The 24,573-nt window shown below is 74.2% G+C and carries 25 protein-coding genes and 3 pseudogenes; 10 read left to right on the top strand and 18 right to left on the bottom strand.

Annotated features, from left to right (window positions below; all coding sequences use genetic code 11):
- On the bottom strand, positions 1 to 720 hold a 720-nt coding region (locus ACLU3S_RS23190; RefSeq protein WP_413953856.1), incomplete at its 3' end, for an aminotransferase class I/II-fold pyridoxal phosphate-dependent enzyme.
- 199 nt (positions 721 to 919) lie between these two features.
- Positions 920 to 1,822, bottom strand: coding sequence for a hypothetical protein (locus ACLU3S_RS23185; protein ID WP_413953855.1), 903 nt, complete (start codon positions 1,820 to 1,822; stop codon positions 920 to 922).
- 390 nt (positions 1,823 to 2,212) lie between these two features.
- Here ACLU3S_RS23185 and ACLU3S_RS23180 point away from each other — a divergent pair.
- The 8 genes and pseudogenes from ACLU3S_RS23180 to ACLU3S_RS23145 all read left to right on the top strand — a co-directional run.
- Positions 2,213 to 2,840: pseudogene (locus tag ACLU3S_RS23180) on the top strand (thiamine pyrophosphate-dependent enzyme); the annotation flags it as partial.
- Positions 2,841 to 2,991: 151 nt separating this feature from the next.
- Positions 2,992 to 3,297: a universal stress protein gene (locus ACLU3S_RS23175; protein WP_413953854.1), complete on the top strand. Its 306-nt coding sequence runs from the start codon at positions 2,992 to 2,994 to the stop codon at positions 3,295 to 3,297.
- 23 nt (positions 3,298 to 3,320) lie between these two features.
- Complete coding sequence (locus ACLU3S_RS23170; RefSeq protein ID WP_413953853.1) at positions 3,321 to 4,304, top strand: universal stress protein; 984 nt, start codon at positions 3,321 to 3,323, stop codon at positions 4,302 to 4,304.
- Positions 4,305 to 4,350: 46 nt separating this feature from the next.
- Complete coding sequence (locus tag ACLU3S_RS23165; RefSeq protein ID WP_413953858.1) at positions 4,351 to 6,732, top strand: phosphoketolase; 2,382 nt, start codon at positions 4,351 to 4,353, stop codon at positions 6,730 to 6,732.
- A gap of 392 nt (positions 6,733 to 7,124) precedes the next feature.
- Positions 7,125 to 7,718 (top strand): annotated as a pseudogene (locus tag ACLU3S_RS23160) (PAS domain-containing protein); the annotation flags it as partial.
- A gap of 345 nt (positions 7,719 to 8,063) precedes the next feature.
- Positions 8,064 to 8,441, top strand: coding sequence for a DUF2795 domain-containing protein (locus ACLU3S_RS23155; RefSeq protein WP_413953857.1), 378 nt, complete (start codon positions 8,064 to 8,066; stop codon positions 8,439 to 8,441).
- A complete protein-coding gene (locus tag ACLU3S_RS23150; RefSeq protein ID WP_413953852.1) occupies positions 8,438 to 8,701 on the top strand; it encodes a hypothetical protein in 264 nt (87 codons plus the stop codon). Before ACLU3S_RS23155 ends, ACLU3S_RS23150 begins: the two co-directional genes overlap by 4 nt.
- Positions 8,702 to 8,707: 6 nt before the next feature.
- Positions 8,708 to 9,250: a type 1 glutamine amidotransferase domain-containing protein gene (locus ACLU3S_RS23145; RefSeq protein ID WP_413953851.1), complete on the top strand. Its 543-nt coding sequence runs from the start codon at positions 8,708 to 8,710 to the stop codon at positions 9,248 to 9,250.
- A gap of 146 nt (positions 9,251 to 9,396) precedes the next feature.
- Here the strand turns inward: ACLU3S_RS23145 and ACLU3S_RS23140 are convergent, their stop codons facing one another.
- The 3 genes from ACLU3S_RS23140 to ACLU3S_RS23130 all read right to left on the bottom strand — a co-directional run bounded on the left by ACLU3S_RS23140 (position 9,397) and on the right by ACLU3S_RS23130 (position 12,220).
- Positions 9,397 to 9,684 carry a DUF6158 family protein gene (locus ACLU3S_RS23140; RefSeq protein WP_413953850.1) on the bottom strand — a complete coding sequence of 96 codons (288 nt, stop codon included), beginning with the start codon at positions 9,682 to 9,684 and terminating at the stop codon, positions 9,397 to 9,399.
- A gap of 217 nt (positions 9,685 to 9,901) precedes the next feature.
- The gene (locus tag ACLU3S_RS23135) at positions 9,902 to 11,521 is read right to left on the bottom strand and encodes an ABC-F family ATP-binding cassette domain-containing protein (protein ID WP_413953849.1); all 1,620 of its coding nucleotides are present in this window, start codon (positions 11,519 to 11,521) and stop codon (positions 9,902 to 9,904) included.
- 42 nt (positions 11,522 to 11,563) lie between these two features.
- Positions 11,564 to 12,220, bottom strand: a complete 657-nt coding sequence (locus ACLU3S_RS23130) for a histidine phosphatase family protein (RefSeq protein WP_413953848.1) — start codon at positions 12,218 to 12,220, stop codon at positions 11,564 to 11,566.
- Between the two features lie 86 nt (positions 12,221 to 12,306).
- Here ACLU3S_RS23130 and ACLU3S_RS23125 point away from each other — a divergent pair, with 86 nt between their 5' ends.
- Both ACLU3S_RS23125 and ACLU3S_RS23120 read left to right on the top strand, forming a co-directional pair.
- Positions 12,307 to 13,803, top strand: a complete 1,497-nt coding sequence (locus ACLU3S_RS23125; RefSeq protein ID WP_413953847.1) for a bifunctional phosphatase PAP2/diacylglycerol kinase family protein — start codon at positions 12,307 to 12,309, stop codon at positions 13,801 to 13,803.
- 100 nt (positions 13,804 to 13,903) lie between these two features.
- Positions 13,904 to 14,725, top strand: coding sequence for a class I SAM-dependent methyltransferase (locus tag ACLU3S_RS23120; RefSeq protein WP_413953846.1), 822 nt, complete (start codon positions 13,904 to 13,906; stop codon positions 14,723 to 14,725).
- Between the two features lie 119 nt (positions 14,726 to 14,844).
- Here the strand turns inward: ACLU3S_RS23120 and ACLU3S_RS23115 are convergent, their stop codons facing one another.
- The 13 genes and pseudogenes from ACLU3S_RS23115 to ACLU3S_RS23055 form a co-directional block, all read right to left on the bottom strand.
- The gene (locus ACLU3S_RS23115) at positions 14,845 to 15,126 is read right to left on the bottom strand and encodes a gas vesicle protein K (protein WP_413953845.1); all 282 of its coding nucleotides are present in this window, start codon (positions 15,124 to 15,126) and stop codon (positions 14,845 to 14,847) included.
- Positions 15,123 to 15,311 carry a gas vesicle protein gene (locus ACLU3S_RS23110; RefSeq protein WP_413953844.1) on the bottom strand — a complete coding sequence of 63 codons (189 nt, stop codon included), beginning with the start codon at positions 15,309 to 15,311 and terminating at the stop codon, positions 15,123 to 15,125. The genes ACLU3S_RS23115 and ACLU3S_RS23110 overlap by 4 nt, the downstream gene beginning before the upstream one ends.
- Complete coding sequence (locus ACLU3S_RS23105) at positions 15,308 to 16,135, bottom strand: GvpL/GvpF family gas vesicle protein (protein ID WP_413953843.1); 828 nt, start codon at positions 16,133 to 16,135, stop codon at positions 15,308 to 15,310. Before ACLU3S_RS23105 ends, ACLU3S_RS23110 begins: the two co-directional genes overlap by 4 nt.
- A complete protein-coding gene (locus ACLU3S_RS23100; protein ID WP_413953842.1) occupies positions 16,132 to 16,467 on the bottom strand; it encodes a gas vesicle protein in 336 nt (111 codons plus the stop codon). Before ACLU3S_RS23100 ends, ACLU3S_RS23105 begins: the two co-directional genes overlap by 4 nt.
- Entirely contained in the window at positions 16,464 to 17,660 is a 1,197-nt protein-coding gene (locus ACLU3S_RS23095) for an SRPBCC family protein (RefSeq protein WP_413953841.1), read from the bottom strand. Before ACLU3S_RS23095 ends, ACLU3S_RS23100 begins: the two co-directional genes overlap by 4 nt.
- On the bottom strand, positions 17,657 to 18,343 hold the full coding sequence (locus ACLU3S_RS23090) for a DNA primase (protein ID WP_413953840.1): 687 nt from the start codon (positions 18,341 to 18,343) through the stop codon (positions 17,657 to 17,659). The genes ACLU3S_RS23095 and ACLU3S_RS23090 overlap by 4 nt, the downstream gene beginning before the upstream one ends.
- Before the next feature lie 2 nt (positions 18,344 to 18,345).
- Complete coding sequence (locus tag ACLU3S_RS23085; protein WP_413953839.1) at positions 18,346 to 18,603, bottom strand: gas vesicle protein GvpG; 258 nt, start codon at positions 18,601 to 18,603, stop codon at positions 18,346 to 18,348.
- Between the two features lie 29 nt (positions 18,604 to 18,632).
- Positions 18,633 to 19,403, bottom strand: coding sequence for a GvpL/GvpF family gas vesicle protein (locus ACLU3S_RS23080; RefSeq protein WP_413953838.1), 771 nt, complete (start codon positions 19,401 to 19,403; stop codon positions 18,633 to 18,635).
- Positions 19,400 to 19,816: a gas vesicle structural protein GvpA gene (locus ACLU3S_RS23075; protein ID WP_413953837.1), complete on the bottom strand. Its 417-nt coding sequence runs from the start codon at positions 19,814 to 19,816 to the stop codon at positions 19,400 to 19,402. The genes ACLU3S_RS23080 and ACLU3S_RS23075 overlap by 4 nt, the downstream gene beginning before the upstream one ends.
- A gap of 67 nt (positions 19,817 to 19,883) precedes the next feature.
- On the bottom strand, positions 19,884 to 20,255 hold the full coding sequence (locus ACLU3S_RS23070) for a gas vesicle protein (protein ID WP_413953836.1): 372 nt from the start codon (positions 20,253 to 20,255) through the stop codon (positions 19,884 to 19,886).
- 46 nt (positions 20,256 to 20,301) lie between these two features.
- Positions 20,302 to 20,753, bottom strand: a pseudogene (locus ACLU3S_RS23065) (hypothetical protein).
- 95 nt (positions 20,754 to 20,848) lie between these two features.
- The gene (locus ACLU3S_RS23060) at positions 20,849 to 22,696 is read right to left on the bottom strand and encodes a transketolase (protein ID WP_413953835.1); all 1,848 of its coding nucleotides are present in this window, start codon (positions 22,694 to 22,696) and stop codon (positions 20,849 to 20,851) included.
- Between the two features lie 70 nt (positions 22,697 to 22,766).
- Complete coding sequence (locus ACLU3S_RS23055) at positions 22,767 to 24,167, bottom strand: NAD(P)/FAD-dependent oxidoreductase (RefSeq protein WP_413953834.1); 1,401 nt, start codon at positions 24,165 to 24,167, stop codon at positions 22,767 to 22,769.
- Between the last annotated feature and the right edge of the window lie 406 nt (positions 24,168 to 24,573).

The raw sequence follows: 24,573 nt of genomic DNA, 5'->3' as shown, positions 1-24,573 counted from the left end.
TCCGGCCTCGGTCGCCGGGAAGCGGGCGACGGCGGCGGGCCAGCCGGGCGGCAGCAGGGCGCCGGCCAGGTCGGTGACGACGGTGACCCGGTCGCCCTGCATCTCCGCGGGGCTGAGCAGGACGGCGTCGTGCGGGGCGTGCAGGGTGTCGCGCCAGGTCTCGTCGCTGACCAGGTGCAGGCCCTCGTCCGTGGCGGCCTCCACGGTCTCGTGCAGCAGTTCGGGCGGGGCGACGGTGGCGGTGGGGTCGTCGGCGACGGACAGCACCAGCAGTCGCGGGTCGCCGCCCTCGGCGCGGACCCGCCGGACGGTTTCCAGCAGGGCGTACGGGTCGGGCACGCCCCCGCTCTCGGCGGGCGTGGGCACGTGGAAGACGGGCCGGCCGAGCAGGCGTGCGTAGGGCGCCCACCAGGCGGCGCACGGGCGGGGGACGAGGACGTCGGCACCGTCGCCGGCGAGCGCGGCGGTGAGAGCGAGCAGCAGGGCGGGGGCGCCGGGCCCCGCGGCCACCTGGTCCGGGGCGCAGGGCAGCCCGCGCCGTGTCCAGTAGCCGCAGGCGGACTCCAGCAGGGCGGGGGCGCCGCCCACGGGCTGGGCGTCGGCGCGGCTCGCGGCGGCGGCGACCACGGCGGCGAGTTCGGGGAGCACGGGCAGTCCGTCGCCGGGCAGCGGTGGGCCGTAACGGACGGGCCCGTGGCCCTCGGGGTCCGTCTGCCGCATCTCCGCCTCCGCGCAGTCCGTCGTGCCGCCGTACCGCACGGTCCGCGCCGTGCCGTTCTGCTGTGCCGCCTGACGCGCCGCCTTGTCGTCGGCCGGTGGTGCGCGATGTGCGGCTGGTGCGCCGGCGGTCTCCTGGTCTCCTCGGGATGGTGTGTACCCGCTGGACGGTCGTCCATGGGCGGGACGGCAGTTGTCCGGCTCACGCGCCGGTCGGGCGGTCCTTCGCCGGCCGTCTGCCGCCGAGGATGCGGTAGCCGGCCCCGGCGCAGGCGGCGGCGATGCACAGGGCGCCGGCGACGAGTGCCGGGACCGAGTCGGCGAAGCTGCCGCCCGCGCCGGCCACCACGCCGTGCTGCACGGCGGACGGGACACAGTCCTCCGCGTCGCCGGACCCGCTGCAGGAGTTCGCGTCGGGGTCGGGGCAGGGCACGCCTGCGGCGCACTTCGGCCCGTCGGTGCCGCAGGTCTCGCCGTCGTCGCAGGCCAACGTCTCCTCCGGCGTCTCCTCGGGCGTTTCCTCGGGCGTTTCCTCGGGCGTTTCCTCAGCCGTCTCCTCCGGCGTCTCCTCGGCCGTCTCCTCCGGCGATGCTTCCGGCGTGTCCTCCGCCGTCTCCTTCGGCGTCGCTCCCGCCGTCTCCTCCGGCGTGTCCGCTCCCGCCGTCTCCTGCGGCGTGACCCCGGCCGAGTCCTCGGCCGTCTCATCCGCCGTTTCCCGCGGCGTCTGTTTCGGCGTCTCCTGCGCGTCCACGCAGGACGTGCCGGCGGTGCAGGTGGCCGTGCCGGTGCATTGCTGAGCCGTGCCGGTGCACGGCGCAGCGTCGGGGGTGCGGGCGGGGGTGGGGGCAAGCGTGGAGCCCGGGGTGGCGGACAGTCGCCGGGTGCCGCTGGGACAGGCCGCGTCCGCAGGGGTGTGCCCCGGGACGAGGAGGGCGCCGACGGTGGCCGTGGACGAGGGGTCCGCGGCCAGGCCGGGTATGGAGGCGCAGCTCGCGGTCGCCGTGCCGGGGCCGGCGTCGGGGTCCGCGGACGCGGCGGTCCCGCTCAGGGCGAGCGCGGCACCGGCGACGAGGGCGACGGACAGGGCGCGGGCGGTGCGGCGCATGGGAGGGCTCCTCGACGGGCAACGGCCGGACGGTCGTACGGCGGGTCGCGGGGCACCGTGCCGCGGTACCGCCGTGCTGCGGTACCGCCGTGCTGCGCCCGCGGTGCGGGTACGGGTTCACACCCGCGCTGCCATCTCAGCCCGCCCGGCGCCCCGGCGCGCGCGGCCGGACCCCATTCGCGGGAAGCGGACGCCCAGGCGGGTGACGCGCCGGGGGACGCGTTTCGGCCCGTGTCCGCCGGGGCCGGACGGCCGGTTCTCCGGAGGTTTTCCGGCTCCCCGGCCGGTCACTCGGCAAGGGCCGGCCGGATCGTCGTTTCCTACCGCACCGGGGAGGTCCCTCCATGAGCACCAAGGTCTCCGACCACGTCCTCGAGCGCCTGCGGGCCTGGGGCGGTCGCCAACCGGTACGCGCGGCACATCACCATGCGGCCGGGCATGCGGGGGTCGCTGTCCGGGACGCTGGCGACGATGGGGCCGGGGGTGCCGTACGCGATCGGCGCCAAGTTCGCGCACCCGGACCGGCCGGTGTTCGCGCTGGTCGGTGACGGCGCGATGCAGATGAACGGCCTGGCGGAGATGATCACGGCGGCCAAGTACCGGGACCGCTGGTCGGATCCGCGGCTGGTGGTCGCGGTGTGGAACAACCAGGACCTGAATCAGGTGACGTGGGAGATGCGGGCCATGGAGGGCTCCCCGTCGCTCCTGCCCTCGCAGGCGATCCCGGACGTGCGGTGCGCGGCGTTCGCGCGCACGCTGGGCCTGACCGGGATCCGGGTGGAGAAGCCGGAGGACGTCGAGGCGGGCTGGCGCGCGGCCCTGGAGGCCGACGGGCCGTGCGTGATCGGGTTCCTCACCGACCCCGCCGTACCGCCGATCCCGCCGCACGCCACCTGGGAGCAGATGGAGGCGACGGCCACCGGCGGTCCTCAAGGGCGACGCCGACCGGGGTTCCATGGTCAGGCAGGGGCTGAAGGCGAAGGTGCAGGAGTTCCTGCCGGGCCGCAGCAGGCAGTAGCGCGCAACCTCCCTGCGGGCGTGGGGCGTTGGTCGTCCTGCCGCCCTGGGTCCGGGCCGGTCGGCCCCCCGTAGGGACTTGCGGCCCCTGACCCGCCGGGCGCCGCCTGACCACCCTGGAAGCGGATTCCTGCTCCCCGGAGGTGGAGACGATGCACCGAACCGTCACGGCAGGCCTCGACGGCTCGCCGGAGAGCCGCGCCGCAGCCGAGTGGGCGGCGCGCGAGGCCCGGCTGCGGGGTCTGCCGTTGCGGATCGTCCACGTCGGGGAGCCGCTGCCGGGTGGCGAGACCTCGCGGGAGGGGGCCGAGCGGATCGTCGACGCCTCGCGCGAGGCCTCCCTTCTCGTCGTGGGCCGGCGCACCCGCACCAGCCCCCTGGGCACCCATGTCGGCCATGTCGCGCACGCCGTCCTGCACCACGCCCCGGCCCCCGTCGCCGTGGTACCGCACGACTGACCCGCTGCCCGAGGAGCGGAACCATGACGAACCCGATGAACCCCATGGACCCGACGCACCCGATAGACCCGATAGACCCGACGCACCCGACGCACCCGATAGACCCGACTGACCCGACGAACCCGACGGACCCGACGGACCAGCCGATCGTCGTCGGCGTCGACGGCTCCCGGGCGAGCCTGCGCGCGGTGGACTGGGCGGCCGACGAGGCCGCGCTGCGCGGGGCGGCGCTCCGGCTGGTGCACGCCTCCGTGTGGGAGCGCTACGAGGGCGGCCTGCTCGCCCCGGACCCGGACGAGCCGTCCGAGCGCGAGCTGATCGAGGACATGGTCGCGGTCGCCGAGCGGCGCGCCCGCCACCGGCAGCCGGGCGTGCGGGTGACGACGGCCGTGCTGCCGGAGGAGCCGGAGTACACGCTCGTGCGGGAGAGCCGCACCGCCCTGGCGGTCGTGCTGGGCAGCCGTGGCCGCGGCGCGACGGCCGAGGCGATGGAGGGTTCCGTGACCGCGGCCGTGGCCGGGCACGCGCACTGCCCGGTGATCGTGATCCCCGGCGGTCAGGACCCCCCGGCCCACCCGCGAGGCTGGGGCCGGATCGTCCTCGGCGTCGGCGAGCGGCCGGCCGGATCGGCCGCCGTGCGGTTCGCCGTCGAGGAGGCATCCGTGCGGGGAGTTCCCCTGGACGCCGTACGGGCCTGGCGGCACCCCGCGCCGGTGACCGCGGCCCGGGGCCCGCACGCCCTCGCCGCACCGGCGCCCGCCGAGCAACAGGCCGCCGAGCTGCTGGAGGACGCCCTGCGCGACGCACCCGCCGACATGAAGGTGGACCGGCGCGCCCTCGAAGGTCACCCGCGCGACGTCCTGACCGCCGTCTCGCGCCAGGCCGACCTGCTCGTCGTCGGCGCGCGGCGCCACCACGGCCATTTCGGCCCCCGGCTCGGCCGCATCGCCCACGGCGCGCTGCACCACGCGGCGTGCCCGGTCGCCGTCGTACCCGAACTTTCCTGACATCACCGGCACACTGCCGCCCATGGACGACGAACCCGGAGGTCCCATGCCCACGGCCGCCCGCCCGGACGCCACCGCACTCACCGACGAGGAACTGCGCACCCTGGACGCACACTGGCGCGCCGCCAACTACCTGGCGGCGGGCCAGATCTACCTCATGGCCAACCCGTTGCTCACCGAGCCGCTCCGGCCCGAGCACATCAAGCCCCGGCTGCTCGGCCACTGGGGCACCTCGCCCGGCCTGAACCTCGTGTACACCCACCTCAACCGGGTGATCAAGGCGCGCGGACTGGACGCGCTGTGCGTCTGGGGGCCGGGACACGGAGGACCGGCCGTCGTCGCGGGCTCCTGGCTGGAGGGCAGCTACAGCGAGACCTACCCCGACGTGTCACGGGACGCGGCCGGCATGGCACGGCTGTTCCGGCAGTTCTCCTTCCCCGGCGGCGTGCCCAGCCATGTGGCCCCGGAGACCCCGGGCTCCATCCACGAGGGCGGCGAGCTCGGCTACTCCCTCGCACACGCCTACGGCGCCGCCCTGGACAACCCCGGCCTGCTGGTGGCCTGTGTGATCGGCGACGGCGAGGCGGAGACCGGGCCGCTGGCCGCCTCGTGGCACTCCAACAAGTTCCTCGACCCGGTGCACGACGGGGCCGTCCTGCCCGTCCTCCACCTCAACGGCTACAAGATCGCCAACCCGACCGTGCTGTCCCGCCTTCCCGAACCGGAGCTGGACGCGCTGCTGCGCGGCTACGGGCACGAACCCCTCCACGTCACCGGCGACGACCCCGCGCTGGTGCACCGTGCCCTGGCCGCGGCCTTCGACGAAGCCCTGGACCGCATCGCCCGCGCGCAGCGCACCGCCCGCGCGGAGGGCGTCACCGAGCGCGTGCACTGGCCGATGATCGTCCTGCGCACCCCGAAGGGCTGGACCGGCCCGGCCGAGGTGGACGGGGAACCGGTCGAGGGCACCTGGCGCGCCCACCAGGTGCCGCTCGCCGCCGTCCGCGAGAACCCGGAGCACCTGCGGCAGTTGGAGCGGTGGCTGCGCTCGTACCGGCCCGAGGAGCTGTTCGACGAGGGCGGCAGGCCCGTCGCCGACGTCCTCGCCTGCGTGCCCGAGGGCCCGAAGCGCCTCGGAGCCTCCCCGTACGCCAACGGGGGCCGCCTCACCCGCGAGCTGCCGCTGCCGTCCCTGGACGCCTTCGCCGTACCCGTCGACAAGCCCGGCAGCACGCTGCACGAGCCCACCCGCGTGCTGGGCGGCCTTCTCGCCCGGGTCATGGACGACACCCGGGCGCGCCGGGACTTCCGCCTCGTCGGCCCGGACGAGACCGCCTCCAACCGCCTGCAGGCCGTCTTCGACGCCAGTGGCAAGGCCTGGCAGGCCGAGACGCTCCCGGTCGACGAACACCTGGACCGGCACGGCCGGGTGATGGAGGTCCTCTCCGAACACCTCTGCCAGGGCTGGCTGGAGGGCTATCTGCTGACCGGCCGGCACGGGCTGTTCTCCTGCTACGAGGCGTTCGTGCACATCGTCGACTCGATGGTCAACCAGCACATCAAGTGGCTCAGGACCTCGCGGGAACTGACCTGGCGGGCTCCGGTGCCGTCCCTCAACTACCTTCTGACGTCGCACGTGTGGCGCCAGGACCACAACGGATTCTCGCATCAGGACCCCGGGTTCGTGGACCACGTCCTCAACAAGAGCCCGGCGGTGGTGCGCGTCTATCTGCCGCCGGACGCGAACACGCTGCTGTCCGTGACCGACCACGCGCTGCGCAGCCGCGACTACGTGAACGTGATCGTCGCGGGCAAGCAGCCGTGCTTCGACTGGCTGTCGCTGGACCAGGCGCGGGGGCACTGCGCGCGCGGCGCCGGGATCTGGGAGTGGGCGGGCTCCGGGAACGGCGGCGAACCCGACGTCGTCCTCGCCTGCGCCGGTGACGTGCCCACCATGGAGGTGCTGGCGGCGGCGCAGTTGCTGCGCCGCCACCTGCCGGAGCTGGCGGTGCGGGTGGTCAACGTGGTCGACATGACACGGCTGCTGCCGCGCGAGGAACACCCGCACGGGATGACCGACTTCGAGTACGACGGCCTGTTCACGCCGGACAAGCCGGTCATCTTCGCCTACCACGGCTACCCGTGGCTCATCCACCGCCTCACCTACCGCCGCGCCGGTCACCGGAACCTGCACGTGCGCGGCTACAAGGAGTCGGGCACCACGACCACCCCCTTCGACATGGTCGTCCGCAACGACCTGGACCGGTACCGGCTCGTCATGGACGTGATCGACCGCGTCCCGGGCCTCGCCGTCCGCGCGGCCGCCGTGCGCGAGGCGATGGCGGACGCCCGCACCCGGCACCACGCCTGGATCCGCGAACACGGCACCGACCTGCCCGAGGTCGCCGAGTGGACCTGGCACGGCTGAGCGCCGCGGGGTGCCCTCCGGCGCTCGGGTGGGGTGCGCCCCGCGGGTGAGGTACAGAACGGCCGGTGAGGTACGGCCGGCAGGTGAGGTGCAGACAGCCGGTGAGCTGCGGCCCGCGGGTCAGGTGCAGACAGCAGGCGAGGTACGGCCCGCGGGTCAGGTGCAGACAGCAGGCGAGGTACGGCCCGCGGGTCAAGTGCGGACAGCCGGCGAGGTACGGCCCGCGGGTCAGGTGCAGACAGCAGGCGAGGTACGGCCCGCGGGTCAAGTGCAGACAGCCGGCGAGGTGCGGTCGGCGGAGTGCCGGGCCGGACCGCCGCGGTCAGACTGGAGACACGACCACCGGAGCGGATGCACGACGCACCGGACTCACGCGAGAACGGTCGGAGATCATGACTGAGTGGGCAGACAGCGGCCACCCGGCGACGGGGTCCGGGCGCGACGACGCGGACCGGGCGTCCTTCGTGGTGGACGACGAGGGCATCGTGGTGGCCTGGCACCCGGCCGCCGAGAAGCTGCTCGGGTACTCCGCGCAGCAGGTCGTCGGCCGGGCCACCCGTGATCTGGTGGTCGTCGACGGCCCGACGGGCCGGGAGCCGTCCGACGTCGTGCTCCGCCACCGCGACGGGCGGCACATCGGCTGCCGGGTCCGCGTGAGCGCCGAGCACCGGGGCCAGGAGCCGCTGCGCTGGCGGGTCCAGGTGGCGCGCAGCGAGGAGGATGAGGCGTCCGCCGCCGTCGACCGGGCGCTGATGCGGGCCCTGTTCACGCGCTCCCCGGTCGGCCTGTTCGTGCTCGACGCCGACCTGCGCCTGGTGCGGTACAACACCGCCGCGGAGGGCATGCAGGGCACCCGGGTGAGCGAGGGAGTCGGGCTGCGGCCCACCGAGGCGTGGCCCGACTTCAGCGCCCAGGAGGTCGAGCAGGTGATGGCCGAGGTCCTGCGGACCGGGCAGCCGGTCCTCGCTTTCCGGCCCGCCGGGCCGCCCGGCCGGGGCGCGGCGGCCATCCGTTCGGCGGGCCACCCGGCCGGTGCGGAACCACCGGCCTGGGGGCCACCCGGCGGACGCGGGGGCCATCACTTCAGCGGGCCACCCGGCGGACGCGAAACCACCGGCTCGGCGGGTTACGCCACCGGTACGAAAGCCCCGGCCCGGCGGGCCGCCCGGGCGGGGCAGGTTGTTATGTGGCGGCCTGCGCGGGTACGCGTGTGCGCACACGACCGACCGGTGCGCGATCCGCCGTACGGGCTGGGCTGCGAAAGCAGTTCGGCCGTGTCGGCGGCGCGGCACCGGGTACGCGGGGCGGACGTCGACCCCCTGGAGGGAGACATGCAGCGAGGCAGTGACCGGCTGAGCGTCCACCGGGACGAGGAGATGAAGCACGAGCTGAAGGGGCTGCTCAGGTCCGGGCACCCGACGCGGGTCGAGGAGTGGCACGACCCGGAACCCGCCGCCGACGACGACCCGGAGGTGTGGGCCGGCCCGGTCGGCGGCCTGGGATCCCCGGCGTCGCTGGAGCGGACGCGGCTGGAACTGGCCCGCATCCTGGGGCGCGGGGCGTTCCCGGCGCGGGCCGGGGAGCTGGCCGCGGAGCTGCGCCGGGACAACGCCCCGGACCCACTGGTGCAGGCCGTGGCGGAGCTGCCACGCGCCGAGCGGTTCAACAACGTCCAGCAGTTGGCCGAGGCGCTGACGGGCGGGGCGTGAGCCGGGGACAGGCGGCCGGGATCGCGCGGGGCGCCACCGTCGACGTCGGTGACGTCACCACGCGATTTCTGCTGTACGGGCTGCTGCCGGACTGCCGGCGCCCGCTGTCCCCCGGCTGTCCGGCCGGCATCGGGCCTGCGAGCGGCGTGTGCGTGCTGCCGTACGGCGAGGAGTCGCTGCGCCGCCGGCGGGCGATCCGGCGCGAGAAAGCGGCGAGCCCGGGCCGTCAGGGCCGGCGGGCTGCCGGGAAAGGAAGCTGAGAGATCATGCGTATCGCGTTTCTGGTGGCGCCCGAGGGCGTCGAGCAGGTCGAGCTGACCGAGCCGTGGAAGGCGGTCTCCGACGCCGGGCACGAGCCGGTGCTGGTGTCGACCCGGTCCGGGAAGATCCAGGCCTTCAACCATCTCGACAAGGCGGACACCTTCGACGTGGACGAGGTGGTGGGCGAGAGCGCGGCCACCTCGTTCGGCGGTCTGGTGCTGCCGGGCGGGGTGGCCAATCCGGACTTCCTGCGGATGGACGAGAAGGCAGTCGCGTTCGTGAAGGACTTCTTCGAGCAAGGGCGTCCGGTCGCCGCGATCTGCCATGCGCCGTGGACGCTGGTGGAGGCGGACGTGGTGCGCGGCCGGGTACTGACGAGCTGGCCGAGCCTGCGAACGGACATCCGCAACGCGGGCGGCACCTGGGTGGACGAGCAGGTGAAGATCTGCGACCACGGCCCCAACCAGCTGGTGACCAGCCGCAAGCCGGACGACCTGAAGGCCTTCTGCGACGCCTTCCTGCACGTGTTCTCCGGTGAGGCGGGCTGAACACCGACCCGCTCGCCGAGGGCCGGCCCGCGCGGGCCGGCCCTCTGTGTACGCGTCTGCGTATGCGTCCTGGTCGGCGAAGCCTCGCCGTACGCAGTCGCTCGTGCAGTCGCAAAGGAGACAGGTACGGATACGGGTCGACGGCCTCAGGTGCCGGACGTGCCCGGGGTGACCGTCTCGCCGCAGCAGCGCTCCCGGGCGCCCTCGCGGGTGCGGCCCGCGCTGACCAGGCGGCGCGGGTTGCGGCGCAGATATTCGCCCTCCAGCTGTGCCATGCGCTCGTTGTGGGCTCGCAGCGCGTCGTTCGAGCCGTACAGGAGGGTGTCGTGGCGCGTGCGGTGGATCGTCTCCAGCTCCTTCATGAGCTGCTGGTGGTCCAGTCGGCTGGGGTCGACTCCGGTCATGGTGGTGCCCCGCTCGTCGTGTCCGTTCATGGGGTCCGGGTACCCGCCCGGCCCGCACTGCCCCCAAGCGGTTTCCGGGAGGAATCCATGGAGCTCGCTTTCCTGAATCCACTGTACGAACATCCTGGGCCCCGAGCCTCCGCGTACGGAACGCCGAGGACCAAGACGCCGGGTGCGCAGGTCACCGCGCCGGGCAAGCCGTGCGACGGGCGGGTCCGGACCTGCGGGCCCGTCCGCCGCGCCGGCCTCAGCGGGCTCGCTCGACCCTGCGTTCGTCCCACACCGGCTCCGAGGTCTCGCGGACGCGGCCGTCGGTGCCGAAGACCAGGTAGCGGTCGAAGGAGCGGGCGAACCAGCGGTCGTGGGTGACGGCGAGGACCGTGCCCTCGAAGGCCTCCAGGCCCTCCTGGAGGGCTTCGGCGGATTCCAGGTCAAGGTTGTCCGTCGGCTCGTCCAGCAGCAGCGCGGTGGCACCCCGCAGTTCCAGCAGCAGGATCTGGAAGCGGGCCTGCTGGCCGCCGGAGAGCCGGTCGAAGGACTGCTCGGCCTGGCCGGTCAGCTCGTAGCGGCGCAGCCGTGACATGGCCGCGCCCCGGTCCTGGGCGTGCTCCTTCCACAGGATGTCGAGCAGGGTGCGGCCCGCGAGCTCGGGGTGGGCGTGGGTCTGTGCGAAGTGGCCGGGCACGACCCGCGCGCCGAGCCTCCACTCCCCCGTGTGCGCCACGTCCTCGCCGGCGAGCAGGCGCAGGAAGTGGGACTTGCCGGAGCCGTTGGAGCCGAGGACGGCGACCCGTTCGCCGTAGAAGACCTCCAGATCGAACGGTTTCATCAGGCCGGTCAGCTCCAGGTGCCGGCAGGTGACGGCCCGCACGCCGGTGCGACCGCCCTTGAGCCGCATCCGGATGTCCTGCTCACGGGGCGGTTCCGGCGGCGGACCGGCCTCCTCGAACTTGCGCAGCCGGGTCTGGGCGGCCCGGTAGCGGGAGGCCATGTCGGCGCTGTTCTCGGCGGCCTGGCGCAGGTTCAGCACCAGCTTCTTCAGCTGCGCGTGCTTCTCGTCCCAGCGCCTGCGCAACTCCTCGAAGCGGGCGAAGCGTTCGCGCCGGGCCTCGTGGTAGGTGGCGAAGCCGCCGCCGTGCACCCAGGCGTCCGCCCCGGCCGGCGAGGGTTCGACGGACACGATCTTCTCGGCGGCGCGGGCGAGGAGTTCGCGGTCGTGGGAGACGAACAGCACCGTCTTGCGGGTCTCCCGGAGCTGCTCCTCCAGCCACCGCTTCCCGGGCACGTCGAGGTAGTTGTCCGGCTCGTCCAGCAGCAGCACCTCGTCGGTGCCGCGCAGCAGCGCCTCCAGCACGAGCCGTTTCTGCTCACCGCCGGAGAGGGTGCGCACCTGCCGCCACTGGGCCCGCTCGTAGGGCACCCCGAGCGCCGCCGTGGTGCACATGTCCCACAGCGTCTCGGCCTCGTAGCCGCGTGCCTCGGCCCAGTCGGCGAGGGCCTGCGCGTAGCGCAACTGGGCGGCCTCGTCGTCGACGGTCATGATGGCGTGCTCGGCCTCGTCCACGGCCCGGGCCGCCTCCCGGATGCGGGGCGGCGCCACGGACACCAGCAGGTCCCGCACGGTCGTCTCGTCCCGCACGGAGCCGACGAACTGACGCATCACGCCGAGGCCGCCGCTGACGGTGACCGTGCCGCCGTGCGGCTTCAGCTCGCCGGAGATCAGCCGCAGCAAGGTCGTCTTGCCCGCGCCGTTCGGGCCGACCAGGGCGACGGCGGCGCCCTCGCCGACCCGGAAGGAGACATCGCCGAGCAGCGTCCTCCCGTCGGGGAGGTGGTACTCGAGGTGCGCGGCTTCCAGGTGTCCCATGGGGCGGCATTCTCCGGGGCGGCCGCCGACCCCGGCAAACGGTTATCCGGCGGCGTCCAGCGGCTCCCCCGCCGGACCGGGCGCGCCGGCCGGCTCCACGGTGGCGCCCTCCCAGGACAGGGCCTTCCAGCCGTCGGACGGGGAGCCCTCCAGGATCACCGCGCCGGTGTTGGCCAGGGGGCGGGCGGCGGCGAAGCGGATGTCGACGTTGTCCGCGCGGGCGGCGGTCCACATGCGGATCGCGGCGCCGTGGCTGATCATGGCGACGGCCGCGGCGCCGCTCGCGGCGGCCTCGGCGACCACGGCGTCGTACCGGGCCAGGGCCTCCTCGCCGCTCTCCCCGCCGGGGATGCGCAGCGCGGTGTCCCCGGCCGCCCACGCGAACACCGTGCGCATGTACGGCTCGGCCTCCGGGGCGTCCCCGGGCAGCATCTCCAGGTCCCCGGCGGACAGCTCGCGGATGCCGTCGCGCACGAGCACGGGCAGGCCCCGCGCCGCGGCCAGCGGGGCGGCGGTGAGCTGGGTGCGGATCAGCGTGGACGCGTACACGGCCTCGACGGCCTCGCCGGCCAGGGCCGAGGGCAGCGCGGCGGCCTGTGCCTCGCCGAGCGGGGTCAGCCCCGGTCCGGGCACGGCCGTGTCCAGCAGGTGGTCCACGTTGGACGGGGTCTGGCCGTGGCGGATCAGGAGCAGGCGCATCCCGGCGATCTCCTTCGGGGGCGCCGGCCGGGGGTCGGCGCCTGCGGGAACACAAGAAACGGGCACTTCAGGGTAACCGGACCCCTATGAGCCGAGACGTCCGCCCGACCTTCCACCCGACCGGCCCGCTCGCCCTGGGAGCGCGGCTGCTCGACCTCGACGCGCGGCTGTTCGTGCGGGCCGCCGCATGGGACTGGCCCGGCGCCGAACGGACGCTGCCACGGCTGAGCCGCAGTGCGAACCACGGGGTGCTGTGGTTCGCCGCGGCCGCCGCGATGGCGGCGAGCCGCACGCCGCGCGGCCGCCGGGCCGCCGTGCGCGGCCTGGCCTCGCTGGGCCTCGCCTCGCTGACGATCAACACCCTCGGCAAGCGTTCGGTGCGCCGTGCGCGGCCGGTGCTGGACCCGGTGCCGCTGGTGCGGCAGTTGAAGCGGCAGCCGTTCACCACGTCCTTCCCGTCGGGGCACGCCGCGTCGGCGGCCGCGTTCGCGACCGGGGTGGCCCTGGAGTCCCCGGCGTGGGGTGCGGCGGTGGCGCCGGCGGCCCTCTCCGTGGCCGTGTCCCGGGTGTACACCGGCGTGCACTTCCCGAGCGACGTGCTGGCCGGGGCGGCGCTCGGCGCGGGCGCCGCCCTCCTGGTACGGCGGCTGGTGCCGACCCGCGCCGAGGCCGTGCCGCCCGCCCGGCCGCGCGCCGAGGTGCCCGCGCTGCCCGAGGGCGAAGGTCTGGTGCTGGTCGCCAACCGGGCCTCGGGCACCGCGGACCGGGTGCGCGGCCTGCGGGAGGCGCTGCCCGGGGCGGAGGTGGTCGAGTGCGCGCCGGAGGAGATCCAGGACGCGCTGGCGAAGGCGGCGGCGCGGGCCCGGGTGCTCGGGGTGTGCGGCGGCGACGGCACCGTGAACGCCGCCGCGGCGGTCGCCCTGCGCCATGGAGTGCCGCTCGCGGTGCTGCCGGGCGGCACGCTGAACCACTTCGCCTACGACCTGGGGGTGGAGGACGAGCGCGACCTGGCCCGCGCGGTCCAGCACGGCGAGGCGGTCCGGGTGGACGTCGGGCACTTCACCACCGGGAGCACCGAGCGCGTCTTCCTGAACACGCTGAGCCTGGGTGTCTACCCGGAACTGGTGCGGGCGCGCGACCGGTGGTCGAGCCGGATCGGCGGCTGGTCCGCGGGGGTGCTGGGCGCGACGCGGGTGCTGCGCGAGGGCCGGCATCCGCTGGAGGTCGAGGTGGGCGGCGAACGGCGGCCGCTGTGGCTGCTGTTCGTCGGCAACGGCGTCTACCACCGCAAGGGTCTCGGGCCCGGCCGCCGTACCGACCTGGCCGACGGCCTGCTGGACGTGCGGGTGGTGCACGGCAACCACCGCCCCGCGCTGCGGCTGCTCGCCGCGGCCGCCGCGGGCCCCCTCACCCGCTCCCGCGCGCACGCCGCGGTCCAGGTGAACCGGCTGCGGCTGACCGGCATCGCGCCGGACACCCCGCTGGCGTACGACGGCGAGGTCACGACGGTGTCGGACGAGGTGACGCTGGAGAAGCTGCCCGAGGCGCTGACGGTGTACCGCCCGCTGCACAGCGCTCCCTGACGACCAGTCAGTCCGTATGGCAAAACACGGGTCTCATTATTCGGGGTGCACGCGTACCGTGACGCGTACCACTGGCGACGAGGGTTGAAGGGGTACAGCCATGCCGACAGCACGGGAGACCGCCGTCTACACGCACGGGCACCAGGAGTCGGTGCTGCGTTCGCACACCTGGCGGACGGCCGCCAACTCCGCGGCCTACCTGCTCGGCTCGCTCAAGCCCCACATGAGGATCCTGGACATCGGCTGCGGCCCCGGCACGATCACGGCGGACCTGGCCGAGCTGGTCCCAAACGGGCACGTCACGGGCGTCGACCACGCGCCCGGCGTCCTGGAGCAGGCCCGGGCCACGGCCGCCGCGCGCGGCCTGGACAACGTCGACTTCGCCGTGGCGGACGTCCACGCCCTGGACTACCCGGACGACACCTTCTGCGTGGTCCACGCCCACCAGGTGCTCCAGCACGTCGGCGACCCGGTGCAGGCGCTGCGCGAGATGCGCCGGGTGACGCGGCCGGGCGGGTTCATCGCCGTGCGCGACGCGGACTACGCGGCGATGACCTGGTATCCGGCCCTCCCGGGCCTGGACGACTGGTTGGACCTGTACGAGCGGGTGGCCCATGCCAACGGCGGCGAACCGGACGCCGGGCGCCGGCTGAAGGCCTGGGCGCTGGCCGCCGGGCTCACCGACGTCACCGCCACCTCCAGCACCTGGACCTTCGCCACACCCGAGGAGCGGGCCTGGTGGAGCGGCCTGTGGGCCGACCGCACCCTCGCCTCGACCTACGCCGAGCAGGCCACGGCAGGCGGCCACGCGAGCGCCGAGCGACTGCGGGCGGTGTCGGAGGCCTGGCGGGAGTGGGGCCGGCGCGAGGACGCCTGGTTCGCCGTGCTGCACGGGGAGGTGCTGTGCCGCAAGGAAGCCTGAGCCTGACAGCCTGAAAGCCTGACGGCTTGCAACGGGGACGTGCGGGCACCGGCACCAGGGGGCGCGGCGCCGCGGGGGCGGATCAGTCGCACCGAGTCGGCCGGTACCGCCGGCGCGGATCAGTCGCGGGGAAGCAGCGGTCCGAGCGGCCCGAGGTCCAGGTTCAGGTCCTCGGGCCGCAGGCCGTAGCGGTCGCGCAGCTCGGCCATCCGGTCCTCCAGGAGCATCAGGGTGAGCCCGATCCGCTCCTCCTGCTCCTCGGTCAGCTGGCCGGTGTCGAAGCGCCGCACGGCCTGCCGCTCCATCAGCTGACGCAGCAGCTCGACCACCGTCAGCACCAGCTTCACCAGATCGCGCTCGACCGTGTCGGGTTCCAGGTCCAGTCGGTTGCGCGCACTCATCGCGGCACCTCGAAAGGTGAGGGGACCGACTCGTTGACCGAGCTGATCAGCGCGTTCAGGTCGATGCGGACGAGGTCGACGTCCGCGATGCGCAGCGTGATGTCGCCGGTGATGACGACCCCGCCGGCCAGCAGCCGGTCCAGGAGGTCGACCAGCGCGATCTCTCTGCGTTCGACGACGGTCACCGCTCCTGCCCCGCTTCCTCCCTCATGTCCGCCACGGGCTTCTCCGGGCTCGCTCCGTCGCTGTCCTCATCCGGGGTCTCCCCGGAGAACGAGTAGGCGGCCCAGGGACCGGTGAGCTCCACGCGCACTCCGGCCACCTCGTCCTTCGTGCGGTCCACCATCTCCACGAATTCCTCGGAGAGCGCGCGCGACACCAGGTAGGCGGCGTTGAGCACGTTGAGCCCCGCCGCGCCGGACAGCGCGGAATTCTGCGGGGGATGCAGCCGGCAGTCCTCGGCGTACCCGCACAGCCGCTTGTGCAGGGACTGCGCGAACGCCTCGGCGGCCCGCAGGCCCTCCTCGTGCGCCCGCGTGTCCGCCCGGCGCCGGCGCAGATAGTCCCGGCCGCTCGCGGGCCGCGCGGGCGGGGCGGCGCTCTGCACGGGGACGGGCTCCATGTACACCTTCACGCCCCACTCCACCCGGCCCTCCAGCCGGTCCAGGATGCGCAGGAAGTCGTCCTCGCGAGCCTCGATCATCGTGCGCAGGCCGCTGTCGTCCCGGAAGACGGTCGCCAGCCGCAGCGGCAGCGGCGTGGTGACCGTCGTGAGCGCGTCGATCACGCCCTGGTGGGCGCGGGCGGTCGCGGCCAGCCAGTCCAGGTCCTCCAGATGGGCCTTGAGCGCCTCCTCGCGGAAATCGGCCTCCGGGACCGTGCTGACGACCGCGATCAGGTCGTGGTGGTGCAGCAGCGCCGCCGGGGCGCCCCCGACACCGGTCAGTTCGGCCTGCAGGGGCGTCCCGAAGGGGCGGCACACGGCGTAGACGTAGCGCAGTCCGGTCATGGCGCCTCCCTCTGTGTGTGGCCCGCCTCCAGCTCCTCAAGCCGGGCCAGCCGTTCTCGCAGCTCCGCGTTCTCCCGGGTCAGCTCGTCCCGGCGGGCCCGGGAGGAGAGGGCCGGGTCGCTCTCCCACCAGTCGATCCCCATCTCCTTGGCCTTGTCCACCGACGCGACGATGAGCCGCAGCTTGACGGTGAGCAGTTCGATGTCGAGCAGGTTGATCCGGATGTCGCCCGCGATGACGATCCCCTTGTCGAGAACGCGCTCCAGGATGTCGGCGAGGTTGGCTCCCGAGCCGTGTCCGTACGGCTCCGGGAACCGGCCGGCCGTCGTCATCGACGGCTCCCGCGCTCGGCGTACTCCGGCTCCTCGTCCTCGTACTCCTCCTCGGCCTCCTCGGGCTCCTCGTCCTCGTACGGACCCTCCTCCTCGTCCTCGTACTCCTCCGGCTCCTCCTCGTCCTCTTCGCCCTCTTCTTCGTCCTCGCCCTCCGACTGCTCTTCTTCCTCGTTCTCGTAGGGCTCGTGTTCCTCGTCCTCGTCCTCGTAGGACTCGCGGTCCTCCTCGCCCTCTTCCGCGGCGGCGGACTCCTCGGGCTCCTCGCCCTCCTCGCGCTCGGCGGACTCCTCCTCCTCCGCGACCGCGTCGTCGTGGCTGCGGACCACCTCGCCGTCGCGGATCTCGCCGCGCCAGCCGTCCTCCGCCTCTCCCTTGAAGGTGATGAAGCGGGCGAAGTGCTTCAGGTCCAGCCTGGCCCGGCGGCCCTGGGCGCGCCAGATGTTGCCCGTCTTCTCGAAGAAGCCGCTCGGGTAGTACTCCATGACGAGCAGCACCCGGGTGAGGTTCTCCCCCAGCGGGTGGAAGGTGACGACGCCCTTGACGCTGCCCTTCGCGCCCTCCGAGGTCCACTGGATGCGGTAGTCGGGTATCTGCTCGGTGGTCTGGGCCTTCCAGCTGCGGCTGGACCACCAGATCTTGGCCTGCCAGTCCGAGTGGGTGTCGTCGGCACGGCTCGCGCTCTTGACGCCCTTGGCGAAGGTGGAGAAGTCCTGGAACTGGGTCCACTGGTCGTAGGCGGTGCGCACCGGCACGCCCACGTCGACGGACTCCATGATCACGGTGGGCTTGTTGCCGCCGCGGCCCTTTCTCTTGCCCTTGCCGCCGCCGAGGCTCTTGACCGCGCCCATCACGCTCTCCTTGGCCCGGGAGGCGCCGAGCTCCAGCGCGCTGCGCACCGGCCCCTTGCCCTCGGCGAGCTTGCGGCCGCCCTCGAGCGCCAGCTTGGCGAAGCCCGGACTGTTGCCTTCGGCGATGTCGGTCAGCTTGCCGGTGGTCTCCCCGAGCTTGCGGCCCAGGCCGGTGAGCATGCGCTGGGCCTGCATGGCCAGGTAGTCCTGCGCCTCCGCCTTCAGCCGCTCGGCGGCCTCGCTGTGCGCGAGGTCGCTGAGCGGGCTGCCGTCCTTCGCCGCGTCCGTGGCCCGGCCGGCCGCGGAGGCGGCGGATCCGAGCGTGCCGCTGGTCGGTGTCATCGGTCATCGCCGCCCTTCGACTGCCGGGAACCGGACCCGCGGGCGCCGGCCGCCTGAACGGCCGACCGGCCGGCCGCACCGGTCCGCTTGGCCGTGGCCTTCGCCGGGGCCGTCCTCTTGCCCGCGGCCTTCTGGCCGGGGGTCTTCTTCGGCGGGGCCTTCTTGGCCGCCTTCTTGGCCGCGTCCTTCGCCGGCTTCCTGCCGGACGGCTCGTCCCGGCGGGCCCGGCGGTCCTCGCGGTCCTCGCCTTCTCCGCCGCTCTCGCGCGCGTCCTCGTGGTCCTCGGACCCGCGGTCCCCGGACTCGTCCTCGTCCCGGGCCGCCGCGGACTCGTCCTCGTCCGGCTCCTCACCGGACCCGGGCGCCGCCGAGGACAGCTCCCCGCGCAGGCGTGCCGTCCGGTCGTGGAGGCGGTCGGCTAGCGAGCCCATCCGGCGCTCGACCATGGCCCCGGAGGCGGCCTGGCCGACGCCCCGCAGGTCCTGGCGCAGCTGGTCCCCGATCTCCTTGAACTGCGGATTGTCGCGCAGCTGCTGCCGCGCCAGCTCGGCGAGCGCCCCCGGGCCGAGGTTCAGCTTCTTGCCCGCGACCAGCGAGCCCAGGGCGACCGCCATCTTCATCTTCCTGGTGCGACCCAGGAGGTATCCGGCCCCTACGGCGAGGCCCAGTGCCGTTCGGTTCATCGTCACGTCCCGTTGCCTGTCGTGTCGCCGGAGCGCATTGCGGTCTCCAGCCGGTCGAGCAGTTCGTCCTCGCGCCGGTCGAACTCCTCCTCAGTGATCTCGCCCGCCTCCAGCTGTTCCTCGAGGCGGGCGAGCTCGGCCCGTACGGTGGCGGGGTCGTAGTAGATCCGTTCCGCCTCGTGGAGCACCTGTCCGATCACCCATGCACTGCCGCGAGCCGGTGCGAACGGCAGCAGCAGCACCTCCTTGATCAGTCCCACGGCGTCCTCCTTCCGCTCGGGCCGCCCCGTCAGTGCGCCCCGGCGTCCGCGCCGGCCGGGGTCCCGGCGGGCTCGGCCGGACCGGGCTCGACGAAGCTGTACGGCGGCAGCGGGCCGTTGACGCGCAGCTCCAGGTGGGGGTGGGTGCGGCGGGTCTGCTCCACGGCGGCCAGGAAGTCCTCGGCGGTGTCCCGGGCCACCAGGAAGGAGACGTTCAGCAGCCACCCGGTGGACTCCGGGCCCGCGCTGACCGCGGCGGCGGCAGGCTCCAGCAGGCTGCGCACCTCCGCGGCGTCCTCGGCCTCCTTGGCCTTGACGGCGCCGGCGACCATCTCGCCGAGGCGGATCTTGTCGTCGTAACTTCCGCCGCCGGACTGCCGGTTGGCCTCGGCGAGGGCGCGGATGTCCGCGTTCTCGGCCATCACCTTGTGCAGCACGGCCTCCTCGACGTGGCTGGCCTTGACGTTGTACTCGACCTTGCCGTCCAGGGCCTTCAGGCGTTCCAGGTAGTGCTCGGCGCGCTCGGTGAGGACCTGCGTGACGGTGTCGTCGTCGGGCGCCACCATGCCGAACCTCATGGGCAGCACACAGCCTGCCGCGCCGGCCTCGGCGAGCACGTTCTGGTGCGCGAGCAGGTCGCGGCGCTTGGGGCGCAGCTGCTCGGGGGCGTCGCTGACCACGGCGGCCAGCTCACCGGCCGTGAGGACGCGCACCGGCAGGGCCGGCTCGCCGACGCCGGTCATGCCCTCGGGGAGCGCCGGGTGCGACCGGGCGGTGATCCCGTAGACGTACGTGCTCACTCCTGCTCCTCCTTCCTGCGGACCGTGCGCTTGCGCGGCCGGGGCTCGCCCTCGGAATCGTCACGGGCCTGCTGGAACGCGTCGGACACGGTCTGCGCGGCGCCCGACAGTGCCCCCTTGGACTTGCCGCGGGCGCCGGACTCGGTGACCTCGCCGACGAGGTCGGGCAGCCCGGGCGCCTTGTGGGGGCCGGACTCCAGGTCGAGGCGGTTGCACGCCTCGGCGAAGCGGAGATAGGTGTCGACGCTGGCGACGACGACCCGGACGTCGATCTTCAGGATCTCGATGCCGACCAGGGAAACGCGCACGAAGGCGTCGATGACGAGCCCCCTGTCGAGAACGAGCTCGAGTACGTCGTAGAGGCCGCTGCTGCCGCCTCCGCCGCCGGTCTGCTGTGCCGGGACAACGGTCATGCCGACCGTTCCTCCTCGTGAGTAGTCGGTGCCACGGTGGGCTCGTGCGAGGGCGCGTGCGGGCGGTCTAGCGGCCGCCGGGCCGGCGCGCGTCGGCCCGCCCGCGCTCGTAGCGGCGAACGCGCCGGTAACCGGTGAGCTGTCCCTGGGGATCGAGTTCCACCTGGTAGCTCGCCATCAGGCTCATGGTTTCCGGCACCCGCTCCAGTTCCAGCACCTCCACCTCGAGCGACCATCCGTCCTCGGTCTGCTCGAAGGAGGACACCGTCTCGGGGGTGAGTCCGGTGAGTTCGGCGAGCTGACTGCGCGCCTGGCGCAGCACCTCCATGGGGCTCGGCCGCCGGTCGTCCGCCTCGTGGTGTTCGGATTCGTGGTTTTCGTTGGAGTTCTGTTGCTTTTGTGAACTCTGCGACTGGGATGTGTGGTGTGTGTTGGACATGGCCACCTCTCTCTGCGGGTGGCCGTTCATCCCTGGGGCCAAACCTTCAGGGGCGGATGTCCGCGAGTCGGCGCCGGGCGGGCCCGAGCGCCCGGCCGCGGGCGGGTAGGCCGGCCCAGGGATCGGTGCGGGCCTGCTCCACGGCGTCGGCGATGGTCCAGCGGCGGGCGTCCAGGCCGGGATCGTCCGGCTGGGCCCAGGAGAGCGGCACGGCGACAGGGGCGCCGGGGCGGGCGCGGACGGTGTAGGGCGCCACGGCGGTCTGGGCGTAGGCGTTGCGCTGCACGTCCGGATAGAGCCGGCCCGCACGCTCGCTCTTGCGGACGGCGTGGTGAGCCGGTCCGGGTGCCGTGCCTCGGCGAGTTGCGCGACATCGTGGGCGAACTGCCGTACCTCGTCGAAGCCGTGGCGGCCGCCGAGGGGGACGACGAGGAGGGCTACGAGCGGGACGACGAGGTGCAGGCCGCGCGAGCCGGTGGTCATCGGGGTGGCGGGCAGGCCGAGTTCGTCCAGCAGCTCGCGCAGCTGGCCGGCGGCCTCGCGGACCGCCGTGCGGTCATCACCGCCGTGCGGTCATCACCGCCGTGCGGTCGTCACCGGACGACCGCCTCCTCCACCAGCAGCTTCGCCGCCGCCGCGATGCCCGCGGCGTCGATGCCGGCCGCGTGCAGCTGCTCGTCGGGCTCGGCCGAGCCCGGCATCATGCGCACCCCGAGCCGGACCAGCCGGGGCACGGGCCGGCCGTCGCCGAACGCCTCGGCGACGGCGTCCCCGAGGCCGCCCTCGGGGTGGTGGTCCTCGGCGGTGAGCAGGCAGCCGGTCTCCTCGGCGGCCCGGTGCAGCGTGGCCGCGTCCACGGGCTTGACCGAGTACAGGTCGATCACCCGCACCGCGATGCCGTCCTCGGCGAGCCGGTCGGCCGCCGCGAGCGCCTCGTGCACGGTGACCCCGGCGGCGACGACCGTCAGCCGGTCCTCCTCGCTCGACCGCAGCGTCTTGCTGCCGCCCACCTCGAACTCCTCGTCGGGGCCGTAGATCACCGGCGTCCTGCCGCGCGAGGTGCGCAGATAGCGGACGCCGTCGAGGCCGGCCATGGCCGCGACCAACCGGGCGGTCTGGTTCGCGTCGCACGGGTAGAGGACGGTCGCGCCGTACACCGACCGGAACATCGCCAGGTCCTCCAGGCCCATCTGGGACGGCCCGTCCTGCCCGATCGCGACACCCGCGTGCGAGCCGACCAGATTGATCCCGGAGCCGCTGATGGACGCCATGCGCACGAAGTCGTACGCCCGGCTGAAGAACGCGGCGAACGTCGAGGCGTACGGCACCCAGCCGCGCGTCGCCATCCCGACGGCGGCCGCGACGAGCTGCTGCTCGGCGATGTAGCACTCGAAGAAGCGGTCCGGGTGCGCCTTGGCGAACGCCTCGGTCCGGGTGGAGTCGCCGACCTCGCCGTCCAGGGCGACGACGTCGCCGCGGGCGCTGCCGAGCGCGGCGAGCGCCTCGCCGAAGGCGTCCCGGGTGGCGGCCTCGTCGCCCCGGTCGTAGCGCGGGAGCCGGACCACCTCGGTGGTCAGGTCGCGCAGCGCGGCCGCGGCCGGCGGCTCGCTGACCCGGACGCGCAGGTCGCGGGGCCCGCCGAGTTCGGCGATGGCCGCCTCCGCCTCCGCCAGCGGCTTGCCGTGGTGTCCCTCGCGGTCCTCCACGGCGGCGACGCCCTTGCCCTTGAGGGTGCGGGCGAGGATCACGGTCGGCTGCCCGGAGGTGGACAGGGCCTCCCCGTAGGCACGGTCGATCTTGTCGACGTCGTGGCCGTCGATCTCGATCGTGTGCCAGCCGAAGGCCTGGAAGCGACGGGCGTAGGCGTCCAGGTCGTGGCCGTGCCGGGTGGGGCCGCGCTGTCCGAGCCGGTTGACGTCGACGATCACCTTGAGGTTGTCCAGGTGCTCGTACCCGGCGTGTTCGGCGGCCTCCCACACGGAGCCCTCCGCCAGCTCGCTGTCGCCGCACAGCACCCACACCCGGTAGCCGGTGCGCTCCAGCCGCATCCCGGCGAGGGCGATGCCGACGCCGACCGGCAGACCCTGACCGAGCGAGCCGGTGGCCGTCTCCACCCAGGGCAGCCGTCGGGGCGTGGGATGCCCCTCCAGGCGGCTGCCGAGCCTGCGGAAGGTGAGCAGCTCGCCGTCCTCGATGGCGCCGGCCGCCTTGTAGACCGAGTACAGCAGCGGCGAGGCGTGCCCCTTCGACAGCACGAAGCGGTCGTTGGCGGGGTGTTCGGGGCGGTCGAAGTCGTAGCGCAGATGGTTCGCCAGCAGGACGGCCATCAGGTCGGCCGCGGACATCGAGGAGGTCGGGTGCCCGGATCCCGCCGCGGCGGAGGCCCTGACGCTGTCGACGCGCAGCTGCTGTCCCAGTTCGGCGAGTTCGGCGGTTTCCATGAGTCTCCTTGCGCGAAGTCGTGGGAGGAGCGGAACGAGGTGCAGAGGGGGTGGGCGACGGTGCCCGGTGTCACGGGGAGGCGGGGTCGGGTGGGTCGGTGCCCTCGGCCGGGCCGGGCGCGGGCCGGTCCGCGCCGGGCTTCCCGCGCTCACCGGCCTTCGGCCCGCCGGGTACCCGCGCCAGCTCGGGCGAGGCCGACTCCAGCGGCACCGACCAGGCCCGCACGAGTCCCAACTGGACGCTCTGGCGCGGCAGTACGGCGTCCAGCAGCCAGTCGGCGGCCACGCGGACGCGGTTTCCGGGCAGCGCGGCCAGGTGGTAGCCGCGGGTGACCGCGCCGGCCACCGGACCGGACAGCGCGATGCCGAAGGGGTTGGCGGCGGCCTGGACCCCGCCCAGGTCGACGGCGAAGCCCAGGTCGCGATGACGGTAGGCGCGCCGGCGCCGGCCGAGGCCCAGCGAGGCGGCCACGTTCTCCGCGGCCACCCGGCCCTGCCGCCAGGCGTGCTGCGCGGTCATCGCCGTGAGCTTCCCCGGACGCTCCAGGTCCGGCACGGCGGCCGCGTCCCCGCAGGCGAACACCTCGGGCCGGCCCGGCACCTGCAGAGTGGGGTCGACGACGAGCCGGCCGCGCTCCAGCGGCTGCCCCACCCCCTCCACCAGCGGGTCGGGCCGTACGCCGACGCACCACACGAGGGTCCGGGAGGCGACGAACTCGCCGTCGGTGAGCAGCACCCCGTCGTGGGTGGCCTCCTTCACCGACGTGCCCATCCGCACGTCCACACCGCGCGCCCGCAGCACCCGGTCGGCCGTCCGGGACAGCCGCTCGTCCAGCCCGGGCAGCACCCGCGGCGCCACGTCCAGCAGCATCCAGCGCGGCCGGACACCGGCGGGCAGCGCGTGCCGGCGGGCCAGCCCCGCGGTGACCAGCTGCATGTGCGCGGCCACCTCGGTGCCGGTGTAGCCGGCGCCGACCACCACGAAGGTGCAGCGGGCGGCGCAGGTCTCCCGGTCGGCGTCCGCGGCGGCCAACTCCAGCTGCCGGGTCACGTGGTCGCGCAGGTACAGCGCCTCGGGCAGCCCGCGGAAGCCGTGCGCGTGCTCGGCGACCCCGGGGACGGGCAGCAGCTTGTTGACGCTGCCCACGGCCAGCACCAGACGCTCGTAGCCGAGGGTGCCGGTGCCGCCCTCGGGACCGGTGTAGTGGACGGACCGCGCGTCGAGGTCGATCCCGTCCGCCTCGCCGAGCACCAGGCGCACCCCGTGCAGGGTGCCGGGCAGCGAGACGGTGACCCGGCGGGCCTCCAGGACGCCGGCGGCGACCTGCGGCAGCAGGGGCAGGTACAGGAAGTAGTCGGTGGGGTTCAGCAGGGTGATGTCGGCCCGGTTCCGGGTCAGCCGGGCCAGGGCGCGGGCAGCCCGGTACCCGGCGAAACCGGCGCCGACGATCACCACGCGGGGTCGGCTCACGGTGTGCCTCCGGGGGTGTGGCTCGTCCGAGGCCTTCCGCGTATCCGAGGCCAGGGCACGCAAACGCCGCGCCGGTCACCCGTACGCGTACGGGAGCACCCGAACGCCGCCGCGCAGCGGGGCGGACCTCGTGCGCTTCGCGCGGGAGCCCCCGGTTACCCGGACCCCCCGCCCGCCCCTGCGTCGTACGGCGGCGTCGCTCGCGTGGCCGGATGACGCCGGACGACGAGATGGTCACCCGGTTCCGCGAGGGCGGCGGGACGAAGCCCCTCGGCCGCGGCAGCGAGCGGCGGTGCGAGGGGCCCGGTACACGGGCACCACAGGCATCCGCCGACCGCTCCGCCGCGTCCGTCGGTCCGAGTCAGCCGCGGTGGTGCGGGACGTCCGGGTCGGCGGGCGGCTCGGG

Origin of the sequence: Streptomyces sp. AF1A (assembly GCF_047340315.1) — a bacterium.
GTDB lineage: Bacteria > Actinomycetota > Actinomycetes > Streptomycetales > Streptomycetaceae > Streptomyces.
This window is presented reverse-complemented; position numbering and strand designations above follow the sequence as displayed.